The organism is Pseudomonas sp. MONT-RG-20F-20-E-7-02, from assembly GCF_022662395.1.
GTDB lineage: Bacteria > Pseudomonadota > Gammaproteobacteria > Pseudomonadales > Pseudomonadaceae > Aquipseudomonas.
The window spans coordinates 1154466-1176965 of the sequence record NZ_JAKNQN010000001.1; the positions used below are offsets into that span (position 1 = coordinate 1154466).

26 protein-coding genes are annotated in these 22500 nt (G+C 61.8%); 14 read left to right on the forward strand and 12 right to left on the reverse strand.

Translation table 11 applies throughout. The features are described from left to right. Positions 1 to 69: 69 nt before the first annotated feature. From L8I05_RS05275 to L8I05_RS05285, 3 genes are all read left to right on the forward strand, one after another. The gene (locus L8I05_RS05275; protein WP_177018249.1) at positions 70 to 558 is read left to right on the forward strand and encodes a DMT family transporter; all 489 of its coding nucleotides are present in this window, start codon (positions 70 to 72) and stop codon (positions 556 to 558) included. A 4-nt stretch (positions 559 to 562) separates the two neighbouring features. After that, a complete protein-coding gene (locus L8I05_RS05280) occupies positions 563 to 1018 on the forward strand; it encodes a DMT family transporter (RefSeq protein ID WP_177018248.1) in 456 nt (151 codons plus the stop codon). 88 nt (positions 1019 to 1106) lie between these two features. Next, positions 1107 to 1277 carry a metallothionein gene (locus tag L8I05_RS05285; protein WP_242167434.1) on the forward strand — a complete coding sequence of 57 codons (171 nt, stop codon included), beginning with the start codon at positions 1107 to 1109 and terminating at the stop codon, positions 1275 to 1277. A 36-nt stretch (positions 1278 to 1313) separates the two neighbouring features. On the opposite strand, the gene L8I05_RS05290 is transcribed toward L8I05_RS05285, so the two are convergent. Then, the gene (locus tag L8I05_RS05290; protein WP_159957394.1) at positions 1314 to 1586 is read right to left on the reverse strand and encodes a hypothetical protein; all 273 of its coding nucleotides are present in this window, start codon (positions 1584 to 1586) and stop codon (positions 1314 to 1316) included. A 119-nt stretch (positions 1587 to 1705) separates the two neighbouring features. Here L8I05_RS05290 and L8I05_RS05295 point away from each other — a divergent pair, with 119 nt between their 5' ends. The 5 genes from L8I05_RS05295 to L8I05_RS05315 all read left to right on the forward strand — a co-directional run bounded on the left by L8I05_RS05295 (position 1706) and on the right by L8I05_RS05315 (position 5418). Further along, a complete protein-coding gene (locus L8I05_RS05295) occupies positions 1706 to 2470 on the forward strand; it encodes a helix-turn-helix transcriptional regulator (RefSeq protein ID WP_242167435.1) in 765 nt (254 codons plus the stop codon). Positions 2471 to 2559: 89 nt separating this feature from the next. Beyond that, on the forward strand, positions 2560 to 2733 hold the full coding sequence (locus tag L8I05_RS05300; RefSeq protein ID WP_197627755.1) for a DUF1427 family protein: 174 nt from the start codon (positions 2560 to 2562) through the stop codon (positions 2731 to 2733). 30 nt (positions 2734 to 2763) lie between these two features. Next, positions 2764 to 3723 (forward strand): zinc-binding alcohol dehydrogenase family protein, encoded by a 960-nt coding sequence (locus L8I05_RS05305; protein WP_242167436.1) that lies wholly within the window; start codon positions 2764 to 2766, stop codon positions 3721 to 3723. A gap of 571 nt (positions 3724 to 4294) precedes the next feature. Then, complete coding sequence (locus L8I05_RS05310; RefSeq protein ID WP_242167437.1) at positions 4295 to 4630, forward strand: DUF6124 family protein; 336 nt, start codon at positions 4295 to 4297, stop codon at positions 4628 to 4630. A 452-nt stretch (positions 4631 to 5082) separates the two neighbouring features. Further along, positions 5083 to 5418, forward strand: coding sequence for a DUF6124 family protein (locus tag L8I05_RS05315; protein ID WP_083358745.1), 336 nt, complete (start codon positions 5083 to 5085; stop codon positions 5416 to 5418). A gap of 125 nt (positions 5419 to 5543) precedes the next feature. On the opposite strand, the gene L8I05_RS05320 is transcribed toward L8I05_RS05315, so the two are convergent. From L8I05_RS05320 to L8I05_RS05330, 3 genes are all read right to left on the reverse strand, one after another. Further along, positions 5544 to 6572 carry a purine nucleoside permease gene (locus L8I05_RS05320; RefSeq protein ID WP_242167438.1) on the reverse strand — a complete coding sequence of 343 codons (1029 nt, stop codon included), beginning with the start codon at positions 6570 to 6572 and terminating at the stop codon, positions 5544 to 5546. 14 nt (positions 6573 to 6586) lie between these two features. Continuing rightward, a complete protein-coding gene (locus L8I05_RS05325; RefSeq protein ID WP_106579636.1) occupies positions 6587 to 7534 on the reverse strand; it encodes a nucleoside-specific channel-forming protein Tsx in 948 nt (315 codons plus the stop codon). Between the two features lie 154 nt (positions 7535 to 7688). Continuing rightward, positions 7689 to 8627, reverse strand: a complete 939-nt coding sequence (locus tag L8I05_RS05330) for an AraC family transcriptional regulator (RefSeq protein WP_242167439.1) — start codon at positions 8625 to 8627, stop codon at positions 7689 to 7691. Between the two features lie 210 nt (positions 8628 to 8837). Here L8I05_RS05330 and L8I05_RS05335 point away from each other — a divergent pair, with 210 nt between their 5' ends. Together L8I05_RS05335 and L8I05_RS05340 are read left to right on the forward strand one after the other, a co-directional pair. Then, positions 8838 to 10148 carry a sugar ABC transporter substrate-binding protein gene (locus L8I05_RS05335; RefSeq protein ID WP_242167440.1) on the forward strand — a complete coding sequence of 437 codons (1311 nt, stop codon included), beginning with the start codon at positions 8838 to 8840 and terminating at the stop codon, positions 10146 to 10148. 13 nt (positions 10149 to 10161) lie between these two features. After that, positions 10162 to 10935, forward strand: coding sequence for an L-iditol 2-dehydrogenase (locus L8I05_RS05340; RefSeq protein ID WP_242167441.1), 774 nt, complete (start codon positions 10162 to 10164; stop codon positions 10933 to 10935). Positions 10936 to 11073: 138 nt separating this feature from the next. Here L8I05_RS05340 and L8I05_RS05345 read toward each other — a convergent pair whose 3' ends face one another. Continuing rightward, complete coding sequence (locus L8I05_RS05345; protein ID WP_159957376.1) at positions 11074 to 11766, reverse strand: NUDIX hydrolase; 693 nt, start codon at positions 11764 to 11766, stop codon at positions 11074 to 11076. A gap of 146 nt (positions 11767 to 11912) precedes the next feature. Here L8I05_RS05345 and L8I05_RS05350 point away from each other — a divergent pair, with 146 nt between their 5' ends. Genes L8I05_RS05350 through nadE form a run of 3 tightly spaced genes read left to right on the forward strand, consistent with a single transcriptional unit; the run spans position 11913 to position 14597 of the window. Continuing rightward, positions 11913 to 12560, forward strand: a complete 648-nt coding sequence (locus L8I05_RS05350) for a nicotinamidase (RefSeq protein ID WP_242167442.1) — start codon at positions 11913 to 11915, stop codon at positions 12558 to 12560. An 11-nt stretch (positions 12561 to 12571) separates the two neighbouring features. Then, entirely contained in the window at positions 12572 to 13789 is a 1218-nt protein-coding gene (gene pncB, locus L8I05_RS05355; protein ID WP_242167443.1) for a nicotinate phosphoribosyltransferase, read from the forward strand. 1 nt (position 13790) lies between these two features. Further along, positions 13791 to 14597, forward strand: a complete 807-nt coding sequence (gene nadE / locus L8I05_RS05360; RefSeq protein WP_242167444.1) for an ammonia-dependent NAD(+) synthetase — start codon at positions 13791 to 13793, stop codon at positions 14595 to 14597. A gap of 249 nt (positions 14598 to 14846) precedes the next feature. On the opposite strand, the gene L8I05_RS05365 is transcribed toward nadE, so the two are convergent. From L8I05_RS05365 to L8I05_RS05395, 7 genes are read right to left on the reverse strand one after another with little or no spacing between them, the layout of a single operon-like run. Further along, the gene (locus L8I05_RS05365; RefSeq protein WP_242167445.1) at positions 14847 to 15878 is read right to left on the reverse strand and encodes an ABC transporter substrate-binding protein; all 1032 of its coding nucleotides are present in this window, start codon (positions 15876 to 15878) and stop codon (positions 14847 to 14849) included. A gap of 14 nt (positions 15879 to 15892) precedes the next feature. Next, positions 15893 to 16990 (reverse strand): FAD-dependent oxidoreductase, encoded by a 1098-nt coding sequence (locus tag L8I05_RS05370; RefSeq protein ID WP_242167446.1) that lies wholly within the window; start codon positions 16988 to 16990, stop codon positions 15893 to 15895. Further along, positions 16987 to 18330: an FAD-dependent oxidoreductase gene (locus L8I05_RS05375; protein WP_242167447.1), complete on the reverse strand. Its 1344-nt coding sequence runs from the start codon at positions 18328 to 18330 to the stop codon at positions 16987 to 16989. The genes L8I05_RS05370 and L8I05_RS05375 overlap by 4 nt, the downstream gene beginning before the upstream one ends. Continuing rightward, on the reverse strand, positions 18327 to 18617 hold the full coding sequence (locus tag L8I05_RS05380) for a (2Fe-2S)-binding protein (protein WP_242167448.1): 291 nt from the start codon (positions 18615 to 18617) through the stop codon (positions 18327 to 18329). Before L8I05_RS05380 ends, L8I05_RS05375 begins: the two co-directional genes overlap by 4 nt. After that, positions 18617 to 19411 (reverse strand): ABC transporter permease, encoded by a 795-nt coding sequence (locus L8I05_RS05385; RefSeq protein WP_053256614.1) that lies wholly within the window; start codon positions 19409 to 19411, stop codon positions 18617 to 18619. The genes L8I05_RS05380 and L8I05_RS05385 overlap by 1 nt, the downstream gene beginning before the upstream one ends. Before the next feature lie 4 nt (positions 19412 to 19415). Further along, a complete protein-coding gene (locus L8I05_RS05390) occupies positions 19416 to 20261 on the reverse strand; it encodes an ABC transporter permease (protein ID WP_242167449.1) in 846 nt (281 codons plus the stop codon). After that, entirely contained in the window at positions 20258 to 21286 is a 1029-nt protein-coding gene (locus tag L8I05_RS05395) for an ABC transporter ATP-binding protein (RefSeq protein WP_242167450.1), read from the reverse strand. The genes L8I05_RS05390 and L8I05_RS05395 overlap by 4 nt, the downstream gene beginning before the upstream one ends. 242 nt (positions 21287 to 21528) lie before the next feature. Between L8I05_RS05395 and L8I05_RS05400 the strand changes: the two genes are divergently transcribed. Beyond that, positions 21529 to 22359, forward strand: a complete 831-nt coding sequence (locus tag L8I05_RS05400) for an IclR family transcriptional regulator (RefSeq protein WP_177018234.1) — start codon at positions 21529 to 21531, stop codon at positions 22357 to 22359. The last annotated feature ends 141 nt before the right edge of the window (positions 22360 to 22500 follow it).

The following is a 22500-nucleotide window of genomic DNA, read 5'->3' on the forward strand; positions in this document are numbered from 1 at the left end:
CCCATTTATCGCACAGCACGGCCACCGGATAATGCGCGCCATGTTCATTTCTTGAAACGCAGGTGATGTATGCAGGCTCGTTCAATCGAGGGTGTGGCCCAGGCCACGCCGAAGAAAAACCTTCTACGGCTGCTGTTATTGCCGCTGGTGATTTTGGCGGGCATGGGCCTGTCGGTGGAGGCCGGGCTGCTCGGGCCGCTGGGTGTGCAGGTGGGCCATCTATGGGCGACCTTGAGCATCTTCGGCGTCGGCACGGCAATCCTGTTTTTGCTGCTGCTGTTCAGCGGCCCGCAAAAAGGCCCGGCGCTGACCGACTTGCCGCGCTGGCAGTTGATCGGTGGCTTCCTGGGGCCGATGTACGTGGTGGTGCTGACCCTGGCCACGCCGCATATCGGCATTGCCATGACCATGATCGCGATCCTCTCGGGCCAGGTCGGCAAGAGTGTGTTGATCGACCATTTCGGCTGGTTCGGCACGGCGCGCAAGCGGGTCAATGGCGAGCGCTGGATCGCCTTGGTGTTGATTGTGGCGGCACTTGTTTTAATTGCACGAGGGTAAGGCGATGAATCTGATTGTGTTGTTAGTGCTGGTGATTGCTGCGGGTGCGGTGCTAAGTGTGCAGGCCGCCATCAACGGTCGCCTGGGCCAGGCGGTGGGCGTGTTGCGCAGCAGTTTGCTGACCTTTGCGGTCGGCGCAATCACCACCGCGCTGTTGATTTTCTTCTTCGAGCCCGCCCAGGCCGTCAGCCTGCTGGACGTGCCCAAATGGCAACTGACCGGCGCGCTGTTCGGCGTGGTGTACATGATGGTGATGGTCGGCGCGGTGCCCATCGTCGGTACGGCGGTAGCGACGGTTGCGGTGATCGTCGGCCAGTTGGGCATGGGCATGCTGATCGACAACTTCGGCTGGCTCGGCAACCCGGCCATCGAACTGTCGGGCAGCCGCATCGTGGCGATGCTCTGCCTGGCGCTGGCCTTGGTGTTCATGTACCGCAGCAATACCCGTCAGGCCGATTAACGGGCTGAACCTTGGCGCGTTGCCGGGAGTCATCTCTTAAGGTGCCGCGTTCGCTGCACCGGGACGACCATGAAAAAGGAGTCTGACCATGCCAGATAAAACCTGTGACTGCCCACACTGCAAATGTGTACTGGGCGCCGACGCAGTAATGAAGGACGGTAAGGGCTATTGCTGCCAGGGCTGTGCCGAGCACCATGCCCATGGTGAGCCGTGTATGGCGCCAACGGGCTGTGAGTGCGCCAAGTCGGCTCACGGTTAAGCGTGTCAGCGAGAGGCCGGTTTTACCGGCCTCTTTTTATTGGGGTTTGAGTTCGAACCTGACGCTGTGGTCTGCCATGCGCTGGCGGCCTTTCACCACCGCGCTGGTGCGCCGCCCCTCCAGCGCAAACACCACGGTTTGCGCCGCGTGCAGATCATCCGGCAGCGGCTGGAACACCCGCAATACGGTGCGCTCCGGCGTGCGCTGTACGCTTACCTGGCACTCGGCATGCTTGGCCATCGGCCCGAACAGTGTGTCCTGGGTGTAGTCAATGCGCGCCTTGCCATTGACCGGTGCTGAAAAGTCCATTGTGAGTGCTCCCTGCCTTCATGGTGTAAGCAAAAGATCCTTGTGGGCGGTAAAAATTCACTCGGATTGGCGCGCGGCGGTCATTACCATGGCGGTTCACCCTTGATGATGCAGAGCCCATGGCCCTGGCCGCGCCCCCCGACCTCAGTGATCACGCCGTGCCCGTGCAACCCCTGGCGCGCACCTACCCGCGTGGGTTGTACGTAGAGCCCCACAGCCATGACTGGGGCCAGTTGCTCTACGCCATGAGCGGCGTGATGTGGGTCGAGACGCCTCGCGAAGCCCTGGTTGTGCCGCCCCAGCGTGCGGTGTGGTTGCCGCCCGGCGTGGAGCACGGTATTCGCGTGGTCTCGGACCTGCAGATGCGCAATATCTACTTGCGCCCGGCCCTGGCGGCGACGCTGGACAGCCAGGTGCAGGTGATTGAAGTGGGTGGGCTGTTGCGCGAGCTGATCGTCGCCTTGGTTGATCAGGGCGATAACGGCGAGGTGGCGTACTACGACGCGGTGGTCGGCCTGGCCCTGTTGGAATTGCAGCGGGCACGCCGCTCGCAGATCCGCATCGCCATGCCGGTCGACGCCGACCGCCGTCTGGTCAACGCTTGCCAGGCGGTGATGGCGGCGCCGTCGCTGGAGATCCCGTTCGAGCAACACGCCGAGGCGGCCGGGGCCAGCGTGCGCACCCTGGCGCGGCTGTTCCAGAACCACCTCGGCATGGGCTTTGCCGAATGGCGCCGCCAGGTGCAACTGGCCACGGCCGTGGCGGAGCTGATCCAGGGCCAGTCGGTCAGCGGCATTGCGCGGTCGTTGGGGTATTCGCCGAGCAGCTTCAGCGACATGTTCCGCCGTGAACTCGGCGTGGCGCCGTCGCACTACGCGGGTTGAGGGTTTGGCCGAAATCCTGAAGCACTTGGCCGATGCTTCAGGCATGCGCTCACTACACTGAGCCCATCAACCTACAAGGCGCCGCCCCCATGAACTACCTGATTTCCCTCGCCATCGGCCTGTTTGTCGGCGTGATCTACGGCGCCTTGGACTTCCGCTCACCCGCACCGCCCGCCATTGCCCTGGTCGGCTTGATGGGCATGTTGCTCGGCGAAAAACTCTGGCCCATGGGGCGCGAGTGGGTCAGCGGTTGGTTGTTCTGATTCCCTGTTTCCCTTCAATGGATATTGGCCATGAAAGCACTGCAATTTTCCGCCACCGGCGACCTCGCCGCCCTGAGTTTCGTTGACGTTGCCAGGCCGGTGCCGGCTGCCGGTGAAGTCCTGGTGCAGGTCAAAGCTGCTGGCCTGAACCCCAGCGACGTTAAGAACGTGCTCGGGCGTTTTCCCTACACCACGTTGCCACGGATTCCTGGTCGGGATTTCGCCGGGGTTGTGGTCGAGGGGCCGCAGGAACTGGTCGGTCAAGAAGTGTGGGGCACCGGCCGAGACCTGGGCTTTTTTGCTGACGGCTCCCACGCTCAATACCTCACCGTGTCGGCCAAGGGCGTTGCGCATAAGCCAACCCACTTGAGCTTCGCCCAGGCCGCCAGCCTTGGCGTGCCATACACCACCGCGTGGGATGCCCTGGAGCGTAGCGGTGTCGCCAAAGGCACGCGGTTGTTGGTGATTGGTGCCAATGGCGCCGTGGGCAGCGCAGCCCTGGCATTGGCGAAAATCCGCGGTGCGCAGGTGCTGGCGGCGGTGCGCAAGGCCGATCAGGTTGAGGTGCTGCAGGCTCAAGGGTTTGACGCGATCACGCTGGGCAAACCGGAAGAATTGGGCGCGCAGGTTAACGCCGTGTTCAAGGGCGGCGCGGATGTGATCTTCGACACCACCGGTTTCTGGTTGCCGGCGGCGGTCGCCGGTCTGGCGCCGTTTGGCCGCATTGCAATCATTGCCGCCCCGGTGGATGGGCATGTGCAACTGCCGGCGTTGGCGCTGTATCGCAAAGGCGGTTCGGTGGTGGGGATCAACTCGTTGCTCTACAACTGCGAGCAGTGCGCGGTGATGCTGGAGCAGTTTGGGCGCTTCTTTGATGAAGGGACGTTGCCACTGCCTACCGGCTTGCGTGAAGTCGCGTTGGCGGATGGCGTGCAGTTCTACGAGGAAGTGAACAAGGGCAGTGCGGACAAGATCATCTTCCTGCCTTGATGCGGTGAAAAAATGTGGGAGCTGGCTTGCCTGCGATGCAGACAACTCGGTACATCAGCCATAACCAGTAGATGCCATCGCAGGCAAGCCAGCTCCCACATTTGACCGAGTGCACACATTTACCTGATGTACTGAGCTCAACATGTGGGAGCTGGCTTGCCTGCGATAGCGGTGGGTCAGCCAACAGTTTTTTACCTGAAAGGCCGCCATCGCGGGCAAGCCCGCTCCCACAGTTTGATCTGCATTAGGCTTTGGGAACTGGTTTGGTTCGGACATTTCCCACAAGGGTTTCAGGTTGTCGGTCGGAAGGGCGCTGACTAACCTCACTGCCGTCGCTGCCAAATCAGCGACCGGATTTGACCGTCCGATTAATTGAAGTACTGCTACGGCAAAAACCTATTTCAGGTGTTTTTTTTACGCCTGAGGTATCGTGTTGCGGTGGCTGTACGCGGGATACCTTCGGGTATGCCGGATTTCCTTTGATTGCCGGTCGGTCAACCCGCGTACAGCTGCCTCCCTCTTTGCTTGACCGCGAATGTTGGCAGCTCCACTCAATCATAGGACCTTCACCATGATCAAAGACAGCCCAAACCCCCCAGGCCAACCAGACTTCGATACCAGCACCCTGCACGAAGTGGCCTACCGCGCGATCAACCACTACCTCAACCCCGCAAAACCCATCCCCGAACCCACCGACGGGCTCTTCACCGTGCGCGCCGACCTGGGCACGGAAACCTTGCTGGTCAATGCTTCCCAGGACCTGGCGTCCATCAGCGAGATTGCCAACCATATGGCGTTTGAAATCGAGGGCTCGCAACGTAATGTCGCGCTGGGCATCTGTCGGATGCTGGAAGGGGTGCAGTTGTTGGTGGATAAGGCGCTGAATGTGGCCCATCCGGCGGCATAAGGATTGTTAACGCGGTCGAAAAAAATGTGGGAGCTGGCTTGCCTGCGATAGCGGTGGGTCAGTCAATAAGTCTCTGACTGACAGATCGCTATCGCGGGCAAGCCCGCTCCCACAGTTTGATCTTCATTGGGTTTCAGGAGGCACGCTCGATCAGACGTTTCCCACAAAGGTTTCAGGTTGTCGGTCGGAAGGGCGCTGACTAACCTCACTGCCGTCGCTGCCAATTCAGCGACCGGATTTGACCGTCCGACCTTGTTAACGAAACGCTTCGCCCTGTACCTATCTCAGGCGTTTTTTTTATGCCTGAGGTATTGTGTCGCGGCAGTTGTGCGCGGGATACCTTTGGGTATGCCGGGTTCGTTGACAACCGGTCGGTCAACCCGCGTACAGCTGCCACCTTAACTCGCTTGACCGCGAGCGTTGGCAGCTTCACTTGTCGACGGAGTTCCACCATGATCAAAGACAGCCCCAACCCCCCAGGCCAACCCGACTTCGATACCAGCACCCTGCACGAAGTGGCCTACCGCGCGATCAACCACTACCTCAACCCCGGAAAACCCATCCCCGAACCCACCGACGGGCTCTTCACCGTGCGCGCCGATCTGGGCACGGAAACCTTGCTGGTCAATGCTTCCCAGGATTTGGCGTCCATCAGCGAGATTGCTAACCATATGGCGTTTGAAATCGAGGGCTCGCAACGTAATGTCGCGCTGGGCATCTGTCGGATGCTGGAAGGGGTGCAGTTGTTGGTGGATAAGGCGCTGAATGTGGCCCATCCGGCGGCATAAGGATTGTTAACGCGGTCGAAAAAATGTGGGAGCTGGCTTGCCTGCGATGGCGGCGCATCAGTCAATAAGTCTCTGACTGACAGATCGCTATCGCGGGCAAGCCCGCTCCCACAGTTTGATTTTTATCAGGCTTCGGGGACGCCTTTTTCCCAGGCGGACCAGTTCTTGAGGATTGCCTGTACCAGCGGATTGCCGGTGCGATACAGGTTCTCCAGCGCCGGCACAAACCCGCCTTGGTCGGCATATTTCAGCAGGTTGTCCACCTCGCTGTAGCCAGGGTACGGCCGGTCAAAGTCCGAACCCGCGCGCACCACGGCCAGGCGCTGGATATCCACCAACCCTTCGAGGCTGGCGCGCAGCAGGGCTTCGTAGGTGGAGTTGTCTTCCTGCTGGGTGGTGCAGTACTCGCCTTTGTTGTCGGTGAGCAATTTGGTCCAGACCTCGGCGCGTTCGCTCAGGCGCGTGCCGGAGAACCAGGTGTTGCCCGCCAGGGTGTCACACTGGGTGACCTGCGGCGGCTGGTTGGCCGGGGCGGCCGGGTAGTGTTTGCGCCAGGCGCTGGACTCCTTGCTTTCGGTCAGCTCAACCTTGTGCGACAGGGCAAACGCCTTGGCTTGCAGCTTGGGGTTGAGCTCAAACACTTCGGTCTTGTAGTCCAGCGGCGGTTTTTCGTTGGGGCCTTTGGTGTTGATGCCGATGTAGCCGGTCGGCCAGTCTTTAGGCGCATCGCGCGAGTCGATTTCCCACTGGGTGCCGAATTCCACCAGGTAATGCGCCCACGCGGCGGTGCCGATGGTGCCGTGTTTGGGGCTGATACCGGCAATCCCGGCAATCAAAAAGTAGCTCTGGCGCAGGTCGAATTTGGGCGACAAGGCCAACGCCAGCGTGGACGCGGCGGCGTTGGTCTGGCCCATGCCGGTGACCAGCAGGCACACGTCCTGGGTGTTGCAGCGGATCACCGGGTATTCGGCGGAAAGGCCCGGCACGCGTACTTCCTGCTTGAGTTCCAGGCGATCGATCCAAGTTTGCGCCTCGGGGGCGAACATGGTGATCAGCATCACTTTGGGCTTGATCGGTGCAGGCGTATCGGCAAGCACGACGTGGGGCAAAAACGCCAAGCCAATAGCCAGCGAGAGTCGAGTAAACACTTTCATCTAATACTCCTTGATCAGAATTGGTAGCCGACACCGGCGTAATAACCCCAACCGTCCGAACGGGCGCGGAAGTTGCCTTCGCCAAAATTCAGCTCGCTGCCGTCTTCCCAGTTGCCGCCGTTGTGAAAGTAACGGCCGACCAGGGTGAAGCGCAGGTGAGTGAACGAGTACAACAGCACGTTGGTGGCCACCACGGAATTGGCGGTGCGTGCCGGGTTGTCCTTGTGCAGGTCCGAGCCGAAATCGTAGTTGGTGAAGCCGATGTAGGTCAGCGACGCGCCGTTGTCGAACTTGCTGATGGGCACGATGTACTTCATTTGCGCGCGGTAGCCATCCCACTGGTATTCATTGCTCGCGCCATAGTTTTCCCACTGGTAACGCCCATAGAAGTTGGCCGACAGGTTGACCCGCGAGTGCGTGTCGATGTCGGTGCCCAAGCCGCTGTACAGGGTATTGGCGCGGTTCGACTTGTTGCTGCCGTGGTCGTAGATCCAGTCAAACGCTACATACCATTCCTTGAACGGCCCGATGGCCAGGCTGCGCCCCGCCAGGTAGTCGATGGAGATGCGCGGCTCGTGCTCCATGAACACCGGCGAGCCATGGTCCCACGCGCCTTTGTCATTACTGTTACCGATGCCGAGAATCTTCGGCACGTCGATATAACCGTACAACTCGAACGGGCCCTTGCGGCCGAAGTATTCGTATTCCAGGTACACGTCATCTTGCGGCTTGGGGCCGAAGCTGATGTCTTTGCTGCCGATCAGCGTCAGGTCCTGGTTAAACCATTCCGACAGGTACGCGCCTTTTTTTGTCGGGCTGGCTTCCGGGGCCAGGGTTTCGCCCTGTGCTGAGTCATCGGCGGGTTTTTCCTGCGCCAAAATGGGTGCGCTGAGTACTCCCGTAACGGCGGCCAGTAGCAAGGAAACACCAAAGGAAGCAGGACGCCTTGAGGTGGGGTGCATTGAAAATCCCTATTCGTACGCGGTTAGACCCGATTCCTCGGGTGAAGGAGAACTTGCCGACCAAGTTCGTTCCGCAAACGTTTGCACAGGCTGTACCAACTTTGCTCAATGGCTTGAATAAAAGGGAAAAAAGCGAAATTAATCGACCTTTTGATCAAAAATGACTGGGTGTCATTTTCTCGATGCGGTTAAACAAATGCATCGCTGTTTCGCGCCGATACTCGCTCGGCGTCTGGTGCATCTCGATGCGAAAATGCCGGTTGAAGTTGGACAGGTTGGCGTAGCCCACTTCAAAGCAAATGTCCGCCACTGACATGTCGCTTTGCAGCAACAGCCGGCAGGCGCGCTGTACGCGGAACTTGCGCATCAGGTCGATAAAACCGTGGCCGGTGTTGCGCTTGAAGAAACGCGAAAAGCCCGGCTCGCTCATCTCCAGCTGTTGGGCGATGACCGACAGGCGCACGTCGCCGGTCAGTTCGGTCATCAGGTAATCAAAGGCTTTGTTGATGCGCTCGGCACTGCGTGCATCCAGGGTGGGCGCGTAGCAGGGGCTGGCCAGCGCCTGCACGTGGGTTGCCGGGGCGTTTTTGAGCGTGTTGAGCAGTTGCAGGAACAGGATCAGCCGTTGCAGGCCGTGGGCGTTGCCGATGTCTTCCATCAAGCGCGCGGCGTGCACGGCAGTGTCGCCGCTGAATTGCAGGCCGCGCCGGGCGAGTTCGAACAGCGGCTGCAAGTCGCCGAGTTCCGGCAGGGTGTTGCGCAGGGCGAGGAGGGCGGCGCCGTCGAATTGCAGCACCACGTCGCGGCCGGTCAGGTATTCACCGGGGGCCAGCTCGCCGATCCAGTCGTGGGGCAAATCCGGGCCGATCAGCGCGACATGCCCGGCACTGAACGCGCCGATATAGTCGCCCGCCACCAGCTTGCCGCTGCCTTGGCGGATCAGGTGGATTTCGAATTCAGGGTGATGGTTCCAGCGCGCCAGGTCATACGGGTAGTCGTGTTCGAACCAGCGAAAACACTGGTCGGGCTCGGGCAGGATGACTTCAAGTTCGGCAGGGCGATGCTCGAACAGCTTGGCGCGGTTGATGGGCATGCTGATGCCTCTTTTACTTATGGAATCACTGCAAAATACGCCGGTTGACAACGGGCGCGCTACCCCCGGTTTCGCCTGGCACTGATACTTTTTTGATCCTGTAGCCCAGGTTAAAAAAGTATCAGCCGAGCATTCGCCACGCGTTTGTGAGGGCCGGGCCAAGCTGCTGTAATCGGCGCTCAACAACAAAAACAACAGGTGGAAACCGCCATGTTCAAGCTCCCGCAAGCGCTTTTCCTGCTGTCCGGCCTGGCCTTGGCCATGCCCAGCTACGCCGCCGATACCGTCACCATTGCCACCGTCAACAACAGCGACATGATCCGCATGCAGCGCCTGTCCAGGGTCTTTGAGCAGCAGCACCCGGACATCAAGCTCATCTGGGTGGTGCTGGAAGAAAACGTGCTGCGCCAGCGCCTCACCACCGATATCGCCACCCAGGGCGGCCAGTTCGACGTGCTGACCATCGGCACCTACGAGACGCCGTTATGGGGCGCCAAGCACTGGCTTGAACCCCTGACCCAACTGCCCGCCGACTACGACGCCGAGGATATTTTCCCGGCAGTGCGCCAGGGCCTGTCGGTCAACAACACCCTGTACGCCTTGCCGTTCTACGGCGAAAGCACCGTGACCTATTACCGCACCGACTTGTTCAAACAGGCCGGCTTGAGCATGCCCGCGCACCCGACCTGGACCCAGCTCGGAGAGTTCGCCGCCAAGCTCACGGCAAAAGACAAAGGCCAATACGGCATGTGCCTGCGCGGCAAGGCCGGTTGGGGCGAGAACATCGCGCTGCTGAGCACCATGGCCAACGCCTTTGGCGCGCGCTGGTTCGACGAACAGTGGAAGCCGGAACTGACCAGCCCCGAGTGGACGGCGGCGGCCAACTATTACGTCAACACCCTGAAAAACTACGGCCCGCCCGGCGTCTCCAGTAATGGTTTCAATGAAACCCTGGCGCTGTTCAACAGCGGCAAATGCGCGATCTGGGTCGACGCCAGCGTCGCCGGCTCTTTCACCACCGACAAAAGCCAGAGCAAGGTCGCCGACGACGTAGGCTTTGCAGCGGCACCGACTGAAGTCACCGACAAAGGCTCCTCCTGGCTGTACGCCTGGTCCCTGGCGATTCCGGCGACCTCCAAGCACAAAGACGCTGCCAAGGCGTTCATCACCTGGGCAACCTCCAAGGACTACATCCAGCTGGTCGCCGATAAAGAAGGCATCACCAACGTACCGCCAGGCACCCGCCAGTCCACCTACAACGAGGCCTACATGAAAGCCGCGCCGTTTGCCCAGGTGACGCTGGAGATGATGAAGCACGCCGACCCTGCGCACCCCTCGGCCAAACCGGTGCCGTACGTGGGCATCCAGTACGTGACCATCCCGGAATTCCAGGCCATCGGCACCTCGGTCGGCAAGCTGTTCTCGGCGGCGCTTACCGGCGGCATGACGGTTGACCAGGCGTTGCTGGAAGCTCAGTCCACCACCGAGCGTGAAATGAAACGCGCCGGCTACCCCAAATAAACAGGACTTCTGCATGAAACGACTCGAAGGTAAGAGCGCGCTGATCACCGGATCGGCGCGCGGCATCGGCCGCGCCTTTGCCCAGGCCTATATCGCCGAGGGTGCAACCGTTGCCATCGCCGACATCAACCTGCAACGCGCCCAGGAAACAGCGGCTGAGCTGGGCCCGCAGGCGTATGCCGTCGCAATGGACGTCACCGACCAGGCCTCCATCGATGCCGCGATTGCCGCCGTGGTTAGCCATGCCGGCAAGCTCGACATCCTGATCAACAACGCCGCGCTGTTTGACCTGGCGCCGATTGTCGACATCACTCGCGACAGCTACGAACGGCTGTTCTCGATCAACGTCGCCGGCACGCTGTTCACCCTGCAGGCCGCCGCCCGGCAGATGATCAGCCAGGGCCATGGCGGCAAGATCATCAACATGGCCAGCCAGGCCGGGCGGCGGGGCGAGCCGTTGGTGGCGATCTACTGCGCGACCAAGGCGGCGGTGATCAGCCTCACGCAATCGGCGGGGCTGAACCTGATCAAGCAAGGCATCAACGTCAACGCCATCGCGCCCGGCGTGGTGGACGGCGAGCACTGGGATGGCGTGGACGCGTTGTTTGCCAGGCATGAAGGGTTGGCGCCGGGCGAGAAGAAGAAACGGGTAGGGGCGGAGGTGCCGTTCGGGCGGATGGGCACGGCGGAGGATTTGACGGGGATGGCGATTTTTCTAGCGTCGAAAGACGCCGACTATGTGGTGGCCCAGACCTACAACGTCGATGGCGGCAACTGGATGAACTAAAGCCGAGCATCGATTAAGAATGTGGGAGCTGGCTTGCCTGCGATAGCGGTCTGTCAGTGACAGCTTTAGGGTCTGACCCACCGCTATCGCAGGCAAGCCAGCTCCCACATTGGATCTTTGTTGTTCTTAAGTGCCAGGCTACTCGGCAAAACTGCGATCAAAGAAATACACTTCCCCAGGCTTCAAGTTCTCCACCGTCGCCTGGGGCCGGCCGCCATCGCCTTGCTTCTTGCGCCCCGTCTCACGCAAATACCCTGCCTCAGTCAGCTTCAACAAACGCTGGCGAATACTGGTCTTCAACACCGGCCGTGCCAGCACCAGAGAAAAGATCGTGGTCGCTTCCGGCGCGCTGAATTCATCGCCCAAAAACATCAGCGGCACATTGCTGTACAGCGACTTGGACAACAGCCGCTCCTGCACCGCGGCGACGATCAGGTTGTGATCGAACGGCAACTTGATACCGCCATCGGCCACCGCCTTCAGCGCGAACCAGCCTTGATGCTCAGCCAGCGCCGGCGCTTGCGCCACAATCGCCAGGTAGTACGTGGATGACGACCAGCAGCGCGGGTCGCGAAACGCGTCGCCCACGGTGCCGACTTGCTCACTCCAGGCCAGCTCAAAACCGACCTTGTCACTCGCCCGCAAGCGCTCCACCGCATCCTTGAGGCTCAGATCTTGCACGCCGCCATTCACCACCACGCCCGGTAACGCCCAATGCCCGGCAAAGGGCTCGGCTTCGCGCTTGTTCAGCAGCAGCTTCAATTCCCCCGAGGCGCGGCAATAGAACAGCACGCACAGGTCGACGGTGTGGAGGTAGGCGCTAAGTGGCATGTGACATCCTTCTGAACAGCGGTGGCGCACAGTCTAACGGATCGAACAGATATGTCATGTACTGGCTCCAGCATAGATAACTAAATGTTTCTTGCAATGAAAGTACATGACGTGTACTTTTTTTTCCAGGCCACAGGAGAACCGCCATGACCCTCGCGAAAACTGCCATTGCTTCATTCGACGTCGATGCCCAGAAGAGCTTCACGCCGCTGTGCCCCAACGAATTGCCGGTGGTGGGCGGTGATCAGATCGGTGCCGAGCTCAACTACATGGCCAGCCTGGCCGGGCATCGCGTCGGCAGCAAAGACGCGCACACCCCGCATGCCCCGTGGGTGGTCACGCAGCACAGCGAGATGCTGCAGCCCACTGGCCTTGCTCACGCCGATGTCACCTGGGTCAGCCACTGCGTGCCGGGCACTGAAGGGTTTACCTTGCTGGATGAACTGCCCACGCCGTATGACTACGACTACTTCATCTGGAAAGGTGTGGAACCCGACCTGCACCCCTACGGTGCCTGCTACCACGACCTGCACGACAAACTGTCGACTGGCGTCATCGAGTATTTGAAAGCCCAAGGCGTGCGCCGCGTGATCGTCGGTGGCCTGGCCCTGGACTACTGCGTCAAGACCACCGCGTTGCAACTGCTCAAGGCTGGCCTGGAGGTGGTCCTGCACTTGCCGGCTTGCCGAGGTATCAGCGAAGAGGGCGGCGTACAGGCGGTGAATGAGTTGCTCAAGGCCGGTGCTGTCATCAGCAGCACCCGCGAAGAACTGGCCGCGATGGCCACGCGTTAAGGAGAAACACCATGGAAAGTGCCTACGACTACGAGTCTCCGGTGATTCAAGGCTTGCTCGACACCGACTACTACACCTTCACCATGATGCAGGCCGTGTTGCACCAGCACCCGAATGTCGACGTCGAATACAACTTCATCGTCCGTTCCAAGGAAAAACTCGGCCACTTGATCCCGCAGTTGCGCGACGAACTGGAAAAACTCGCCGGCCTGCACATGCGCGAAGGCGAGTTGCGCTTTCTGTTCAACCCACGCTTTCGCGAATACCTGACTCCGGATTACGAGCGCTTTCTGGGCCTGTTCCGCTTCAACCTGCGCTACATCCATGTCAGCGAAGTCGACGGCCAACTGAACATCCGCGTGGTCGGGCCGATGCTGCACTGCATCATGTTCGAGCAGCCGGTGCTGGCGCTGGTCAGCGAGTTGCGCAACCGCGACAAATACCCCGACGTGAGCCTCGAAGACGTCACCCGCAAGCTCTACCAGAAGTTCGACTGGCTGGAGAAAAACCTCAGCCGCGACGAGCTGGCCGACCTGCGCGTTTCCGACTTCTCCACGCGCCGGCGCCTGTCGTTCAAGGCCCAGCGTGAAGTGGTGGACATCATGCGCCGTGACTTTCCTGGCCAATTCATCGGCACCAGCAACGCCCACTTGGCCTACGAATTCGACCTGCCACTGATTGGCACCATGGCCCACCAATGGCTGATGGTGCACCAGCAACTGGGGCGCCTGCGCGAAAGCCAGAACGCGGCGTTGGAAAACTGGGTGCGCGAATACCGTGGTCGCCTCGGCATCGCCTTGACCGACTGCATCAGCACCGATTTTTTCCTCAAGGATTTCGACCTGTACTTCGCCAAGCTCTACGACGGCCTGCGTCAGGACTCCGGTGACCCTATCGCCTGGGCCGACAAAGTCCTGGCGCGCTACAAACAGCTGGGCATCGACCCGATGACCAAGGACCTGATGTTTTCCGACGGCCTGAACTTCGAAAAATGCCTGCCGATCCTGCGGCACATCCGTGGCAAGGCCAGGTTCGGCTTTGGCATGGGCACCAGTCTGGCCTGCGATGTCGAGGGTGTGGAGCCGCTGAGTATCGTCATGAAGCTGGTGCGCGTGCACGGCGAGCCGGTGGTGAAGTTTTCCGATGACCCGATCAAGAACGTCTGCGAAGACGCCTCGTTTTTGCAGTACGCGGCGAAGGTGTTCAATGTCGGCAATGTGGAGGTGTGACATGCAAGAACGTATCGCACAGGAACTGAATATCAACCGTAAGCTGGTCAAAGGCGGGGAGCCGCAGGAGATTCAACGGCGTATCGACTTCATCAAGACCACCTTGCGCCATTCCGGTTGCAAGGCCCTGGTACTGGGCATCAGCGGCGGTGTCGATTCCCTGACGGCGGGCCGCTTGTGCCAGTTGGCCGTGGAGCAGTTGCGTGGCGAAGACTACCCTGCGCGGTTTATCGCCATGCGTCTGCCGTACAAGACTCAGGCCGATGAAAGCGATGCCCAGGCCTCGCTGGATTTTATCGCCCCGGACCATATCGACACCCTGAACATCGCCGCCAGCGTCGACGGCCTGATGGCCAGCCTCACCGCCACTGAAACCAGCGCCGCCCATGTGGACTTCATCAAGGGCAATGTCAAGGCACGCACGCGGATGATCGCGCAGTACGCCGTGGCCAACCTGCACAACGGTTTGGTGGTCGGCACCGACCATGGCGCCGAAGCGTTGATGGGGTTCTTCACCAAATTCGGCGACGGCGCCTGTGACCTGGCACCGTTGTCGGGCCTGACCAAGACCCAGGTGCGCCTGTTGGCCGCATCGCTTGGCGCACCGGCCAACCTGGTACACAAACCGCCGACCGCCGACCTGGAAGACTTGGCCCCGGGCAAGTTGGACGAGCATGCCTACACCTGCACCTATGCCGAGATCGATGCCTACTTGATGGGCGAGCCGGTGAGTGAGCGGGTGAGGGCGATTGTGGAAGGCGCCTACAGCAAGACCGCGCACAAACGCGCGCTGCCGATTACCCCCTGATCGTCCCCACGCTCCGCGCGGGAATGCATCCCGTGACGCTCTGCGTCACTCGTGTGACGGGACGCGGAGCGTCCCAGGCGGCGTTACCACGCAGAGCGTGGGAACGATCATCAGGCCTGACTGATCTGGTCCCAAGTGATCGTCCCCACGCTCCGCGTGGGAATGCATCCCGTGACGCTCCGCGTCACTCGTGTGATGGGACACGGAGCGTCCCAGGCGGCGTTACCACGCAGAGCGTGGGAACGATCATCAGCGCTCGATCGAGCGGCTCCAGCGCGCATTCCACTCCGGTCGTGCCTGATTCACCTGGTCCCAATCGATCGAAATCGCCGTCTGCAGGTAACCCTGCATGGCCTCCACCCGCGCGCGGGTTTTATCGGTGGTCGGCGTGGTCGGGTTCGACGGAATCTGGTCACCTTCCTCCAACGCCGGCGCCTGGGCTTCGGCGGTCAGCAAGAAGGCCGCAAGTTTCTGTGCCAGTTCCGGTTGGTCGTTACGCGCGATCACGCATTCGGCCACGTTCAGCACTACGGCGCCTTCCTTCGGTTGCGCATATTCCATCGGGATGCCGAGCAGTTTCTGCGTGGTGACCTGGGTCGGGGTCAGCGGGAAGATCGCGGCTTCGTCGGTTTGCACCATCTCCGAGATCTTCGCCGAGCTTGCGATGTATTCCAGCACGTTAGGGCCGATGGTTTTTGGCCAGGCCTTGAAGCCCGGCTCCACGTTTGTCTCGGAGCCGCCCTGGATGCGGTTGAACATCAAAAAACCGTGCAGGCCGAAGGTCGAGGAGGCCAGGGACTGGAACACCACCTTGTCTTTGAAGCGCGGGTCGGCCAGGTCCATCCACGAGGTGGGCGCCGCCCAGCCTTTCTCCTTGAACATCTTGGCGTTGTAGCCCAGGCCCGTGACGCCCAGGGTCACGGCCACGGCTTCGTCCTTGATTCTGGCCTTGGCCGGGATCTGCTCCAGGGTCGGGTTCGGCGTGAGCTTGTCGCACAGGCCCATGGAAATAGCGCGGTACATGATGCCGTCGTCGAGGAACATCACGTGCATCTGCGGGTTGTCTTTGTTGGCCTGGACCTTGGCGAGGATGTCCGACGAGGTGCCGGGCACGATCACCACCTTGACGTTATTGGCCTTTTCGAACGCGGGCAGCACCTTGTCGGCGTACACCCGCTCCATGGTGCCGCCGTTCATGCCCAGGTACAGCGTGGGCGCAGCATGCGCGGTGGAGGCGAGCAACGCGAGGGTCAAGCAGGACAGCGCGATACGTGTGTGCATGGGTGTTTTTCCTCTCAGGCTTGGAAACGACGGATGGAAAACGCTTCGATGGGTTGGCGGCTGGCCCCGCTGCAGACGATCTCTGCCAGGGCTTCACCGACCGCCGGGCCGAGCTGGAACCCGGCGCCGGCAAAGCCGAAACCGTGGAGCAGGCCAGGTTGGGTGCTGCTGGGGCCGATCACCGGTTCATGATCGGGTAAGTAACCTTCGGTGCCGCTCCAGGTACGAATGGCCTGGGCACCCTTGAGAAACGGATACAACTCGCCGGCGTTGCGCAAAATCTGCAGCACCGCCGCCTGCCCCGGACGCGCCGTCAGCGGGCCCAGCGCAAAGCCACGGCCGCCGCCGAGGATGCAATTACCACGGGCGACCTGGCGCGCGTAAATCCCGCCACCTTCAACCCCGGTGCTCACGTTCATCACCACCGGCAGTGGCTCGGTCACCAGCATCGCCGGGTGCGCCGAGGTGATCGGCACCGGTTCGCCAAATTGCGCGGCAACGCTGCCGGCCCACGCGCCGGCACAGTTGAGCAGCCATGGCGCCTGCAGGTGCAGGCCGTTGGCGCAATGCACTTGGAATTGCTGGCCGTCGTGTTCGATTCGAATCACTTCGGCCTGCTCGTAGACATCGGCGCCATGACGCTGCGCAGCGCGGGCAAAGGCCGGCGACACCAGACGCGGGTTGGCGTGCCCGTCTTCAGGGCACAATGAAGCGCCGACCGCGATATCGCCGACCCACGGGAACCGCGCGCGCAGCTCGGCGTGATCCAGCAACTGCAAGCCCAGCCCAAAGCCTCGGGTGTGCTCGGCATAGGTTTGCAGCGCGGCAAAATCCGCATGGCTGCGCGCCAACTTCAAATGCCCGGAGCGCACGTACTCGCCGTCGATGCCGATCAACCCCGGCAAGTCCGCCCACAGCTGGTGAGCGCGCTGCGACAACGGCAATTGATGCAAGGGCCGACCCTGACGGCGCACACCGCCGTAGTTCACACCGCTGGAATGCGAGCCGCAAAAGTCGCGCTCCACCAACGCCACGCGCTGACCTTTGTGCGCCAGCATCAACGCCGCCGACGCGCCGACGATGCCGCCGCCCAATACGATCGCGTCGATCATGGCTGCACCTCCACGCCAAACGGCAGCGGCTTGATCGGCGCCTGGCCGCGCAGGCGCCCGACGTTTTCAACTTCACGGCCACTGCGTTCAGCGACAATTTCCGCCGCCGCCAACCCGCACATGCGCCCCTGGCAGCGGCCCATGCCAACGCGGCAATGGGCTTTGACCCGATTGATTTCCCAGTGGCCTTCATCCACCACGGCGCGCACATCGCCGACGCTGACTTCCTCGCAGCGACACAGGATCAGCGCATCCGGCGCCTGCGCGGCCCAGTTCTCGGGGAAGGGGAAGGCGGTTTCCAGGCCATGGCGAAAGCGTTGGATGCTCGCCAATTGCTGCTCAAGGACGGCGGCGCGGCGCTGATCAATGGCAATGCCCGCGTCTGCCAATACCGCCAATGCCGCGCGCTCACCGGCCATCTGCGCGGCATCGGCGCCCATGATCCCGGCACCATCGCCTGCCAGGTAAACGTCGTTGATGCTGCTGCGCCCCGCGCTGTCGCGTTGTGGCAGCCAGGCGCGGTTCAAGCTGTTCCAGGCAAACTCACAGCCGAGCAAATCCGCCAGTTGCGTCTCGCTGCGCAAGGCATGGGCGAAGGCCACGGCATCGCAGTCCAAGACGTGCTCGCCCCAGCGAATACCTTTGACGCGTTGCTCGCCATCGATCTGCGTGAGTGTCGCGCCCTGATGCACGGGAACGCCATGGGCCGTGAGCCAGGCGCGGTAATACACACCTTTGGCCAAGGTCACAGGCTGCCCGAGCAGCGCCGGCAAGGCGCGGCATTGCGCGCTGAACGGTGCGCTGTCGAGTACCGCGACCACCTTGGCCCCAGCCTTGGCGTATTGATACGCCACCAGGTACAGCAACGGCCCGCTGCCGCAAAACGCCACGCGCTCACCGATGGCGCAGCCTTGATACTTCAAGGCGATCTGCGCCGCGCCGAGGCTGTAGACGCCGGGCAAGGTCCAGCCGGGCACTGGCAAAATGCGGTCGGTGGCGCCGGTGGCGACGATAATCTGCGCATACTCGAGGCTCTCGGCACGGCCGTCGTTGAGCATGTCCAGGCGCCCGTCCTCGGCGTTCCACACCAGGGTTTGCGGGCGGTAGTCGATCAATGGCGCCAGCTCATCCAGCGTGCGGTGCACGGCCTCGGCCTTGCTGGCTTCAAAGCCATAGAGTTGCTTGGCCGAGCGCTGGAAATTGGCAGGCTGGCGCCGATAAATCTGCCCGCCACCGCGCAGGCTTTCATCCACCAGGCAAGGCTTGATGCCATGGTCGAGCAGGGTGCGCGCCGCGCTGATGCCGGCCGGGCCTGCGCCCACAATCACAATCGGCTTCATGCGTGGCGCCCCGGATCACGGCTGATCGCCTGGCCTTCTTCCAATAACGTCGAACAGGCGCGCACGCGGCGCCCATCCGCCAGGCGCACCCAGCAATCCTGGCAGGCGCCCATCAGGCAGAAACCGGCGCGGCGTTCGGCGCTGAAATCGCTGCCGCGCAGGTGCTCGGCGCAGGTCAGCACGGCGGTCAGCAACGTGTCGCCGAGCAAGCCCGTGGCCGGTTGCCCATCCAGGGTGAAGGCCACCGCCGGGCGCTGGGTTTCGGCCAGTCGTTTGAACAGCGCCATCAATGTTTCCCCACCAGCACGCGGTCCAGGCCGTAGACCCGGTCGAGCAGAATCATCGTCGCGGCGGTCAGCGCAATCACCAGCGCCGACACAGCCGCCATCATCGGGTCGATGGACTCGGTGGCGTACACGTACATGCGCACCGGCAGGGTTTGCGTGGCCGGCGAGCTGACGAAAATCGACAGCGTCACTTCATCGAAACTGTTGATGAACGCCAGCAACCAGCCGCCGGCCACACCGGGCAAAATCATCGGCAAGGTGATCTGGCGAAACAGCGTAAAGCGGCTGGCGCCCAGCGACTCCGCCGCCTGTTCGGCGCTGCGGTCAATGCCAATCGCCGCCGCCAGCACCAGGCGCAACACGTACGGCGTGATGATCACCACGTGGGCGAGCATCAGCCAGGTGAAGCTGCCATTCACACCCATCAGCGCAAACAAACGCAGCATCGCCACGCCCAGCACCAGGTGCGGAATGATGATCGGCGAGAGGAATAACGCACTGAAAAAGTTGCGCCCCGGGAACTGATAACGGCTGATCGCCAGGGCTGCCGGCACTGCGATCAGCGTGGCCAAGGTGGCGGCGGTGAACGCCAGGATCAGGCTGTTATAGAACGCCTGGATAAAGTCGGCACGCTCGAACACTGCGCGAAACCAGCGCAGCGAGAAGCCCGAGGTGGGCAGGCTCAAGGTGTTTTCCGGGGTGAAGGCCACCAGGCACACCACCACCAGCGGCGCCATCATGAACAGCACCACCAGGCCGTGAAAGCCGAGGGCCAAAGGACCGTTTCTGGACATGCGCTTAAACCCCCAGGGACTTTTTGTAGCGGCTTTCGACCATGCGGTTCCAGCTCAGCATGATCAGCAGGTTGACCAACAGCAGCACCACCGCGATGGTCGCGCCCATGGGCCAGTTGAGTTCCGAGAGGTACTGGTCGTACACCACCGTGGCAACCATTTTCAGGCGCCGCCCGCCGAGCAGGCCGGGGATCGCAAACGAGCTGGCCGCCAGGCCGAACACAATCAAGGTGCCGGACAACACGCCGGGCATCACCTGCGGCAACACGATCTTGCGCATCACCGTAGCCTGGCTGGCGCCCAGCGACAGCGCCGCCTGTTCCGCCGACGGGTCGAGTTTTTGCAGCGAGGTCCACACCGGAATGATCATGAACGGCAGCATCACGTGCACCAGCGCGATGATCACTGCAAACGGCGTGTACAGCAGTTTCACCGGGCGTCCGCCAAGCGCCTGGATCACTTGGTTGACCAGCCCGTCGGCACCCAGCAGCAAGCTCCAGCCGAAGGCGCGCACCACCACCGAAATCAACAGCGGTGTGAGGATCAGAATCAGAAAGATCGAGCGCCACGGTGTGCCCATGCGGCTGAGGATGTAGGCCTCGGGCACGCCAATCACCACGCAGAGCAAGGTCACCAGTGCACTGATCCAGAAGGTGCGCCAGAAGATCTCGTAGAAGTAAGAATCGCTGAACAGCGACAGGTAATGGGCGAAGGTCCACTCATCCGCCTTCACGCCGACCTGGTAGTCGAACACGTTGAACGACAGCACCAGCGTCATGATCAGCGGCAGAATCAACAGCCCGGTGAACAGCGCCAGGGCCGGCAACGACAACAGATAACCGCGACTCATGCGTGCACCTCATCTGCCGCCAGCACGCGCAGCAAGCCGGCGTGCCAGTCCAGGCCCACCGCCGCGCCGCAGCCGAGCGGCGCGCTGCCGTCGTTGCTGCGCACCACGGTGATTTCACCGAGGCTGGTGTGGACGCGGTACAGCCATTGGCTGCCGAAGAAGTAGCTGTCGAGGACTTTGCCTTGCACGCGACCAGTGCCGGCAGCCACCAAGGTGATTTTTTCCGGGCGCAGGCTCAGGATCAGCTCGCCGTCGCCGCTGGCATGGCGTACTTGCGGGGTGCCGAGTTCGTCGTAGTCGCCGGGCAGCAGGTTGGCCTTGCCGACGAAGTCCGAAATGAAGCGCGTGCGCGGGTGTTCGTAGAGCGTGTACGGCGCGTCGATCTGCGTGACGCGCCCGGCCTGCATCACCACCACGCGGTCGCTGATCGACAGCGCCTCGGCCTGGTCGTGGGTGACCATCAAGGTGGTGATGCCCACGGCGCACTGGATGCGGCGGATTTCAAACTGCATTTCTTCGCGCAGGTTGGCGTCGAGGTTGGACAGCGGTTCATCCAGCAGCAACACCGGCGGCTCGATCACCAGCGCGCGGGCCAGGGCCACGCGCTGGCGTTGGCCGCCGGACAGCTCACGCGGGTAGCGCTCGGCGTGTGGGGCCAGGCGCACCAGTTCCAGCACGGTTTTGACCTTGCTGGCGATCTCGGCAGCCGGCACTTTGCGCATCTTCAGGCCGAAGGCGACGTTGTCGCGCACACTCATGTGCGGGAACAGTGCGTAGCTCTGGAACACCACGCCCAAGCCGCGGCTGGCGGGTTTGGCGTGGGTGATGTCGCGGCCGTCGAGCAGGATTTGCCCGCCGCTCACGTCGACGAAGCCGGCAATCATCTGCAAGGTGGTGGTTTTGCCGCAGCCCGAGGGGCCGAGCAGGGAAACGAACTCGCCTTTTTCCACCGCGAGGTCGGTGGCGACCACCGCATCGACGGCGCCGTAGCGTTTGCTCAAGGCGTTGAGTTGGAGAAATGCCATGTCTGCGTTCCACCTTTTTTGAGTCGCGTCGTAACGCGCTTTTTTGTTTTGGGCAGATGCGAATGAGGTGTTGCCGGTGCGTTGGCGCTCGATCTTGAGTCGGCTGCCGTTTGTTGTTCATTTCGCCCCTGTGGACGCAGATTAGGACGAAGACTAGGATGGGCGGAAGATGGAATTTCACTCAACGGACTATTATTTTCAGATTTATTCATTCACCAGAATTTATACCGAGATTAAGTGTTATGGATTCCACTGAGCGGAATGACAGCGGCAAAGAAGTCGGTGCCGGCAGCGTGTCGCGTTTGTTCGCGCTGCTGCGTACCCTGGGCGAAGTGCCGGAAGGCGGCGAGCGCGTGACCCAGTTGGCGCAACAGGTCGGCCTCTCCCAACCGACCACCCACCGTCTGTTGCGCAGCCTGATGGACGAAGGCATGGTCGAGCAGGACGCGCGCAGCAAGCGCTATCGCCTGAGCCTGGAGTTCTTCGCCCTGGCGGCAAACGCGGGCAAGACCGGCAACCTGCGCGACCTGGTGCGGCCGAGCATGTTGCGCTTGAGTGCGTCGTTGGGCGATTCCTTGTTCCTGCTGGCACGCAGCGGCTTTGATGCGATCTGCCTGGACCGCAGCGAAGGGCCGTACCCGATCCGCACCTTTACCGGCGACATCGGTGGCCGCGTGGCACTCGGCGTGGGGCAGGGCAGTCTGGCGATCCTGGCGTTTTTGCCCGAGGAAGAGCGGGAAACGGTGATCCGCTACAACCTGCCACGGCTCAAGGACTTTCACCTGTATGACGAGGTGCTGCTGCGTTCGGAGGTCGAGAATGTGCGGCGCCTGGGCTACGCGGCACGCAACACGGGGGTGCTGGAAGGCATGGCGGGGTTGGCGGTGCCGATCCTCAACCGCGATGGGCACGCGGTGGCGGCGTTGAGTGTGGCGACCATCAGTGATCGCCTGGGGCCGAGCCGGTTACCGATGGTGGTGGAGTTGCTCAAGCGTGAGGCGGCGGCGATCGGGCCAAGGATCAACCCGTTTGATCCGACGCTGCGCCGGCCTTCGCAGACTTTTGGGGGATAACTCACTTCAACGCAATGAAGATCCGCTTTTCTGTGGGAGCTGGCTTGCCTGCGATGCAGGCACCCATTGGCTACCTGATCTTCCCCGTAATTGGATATTTCTCATGACCGCCACGGTGCCTACTCTAGCGACCAATCCCCA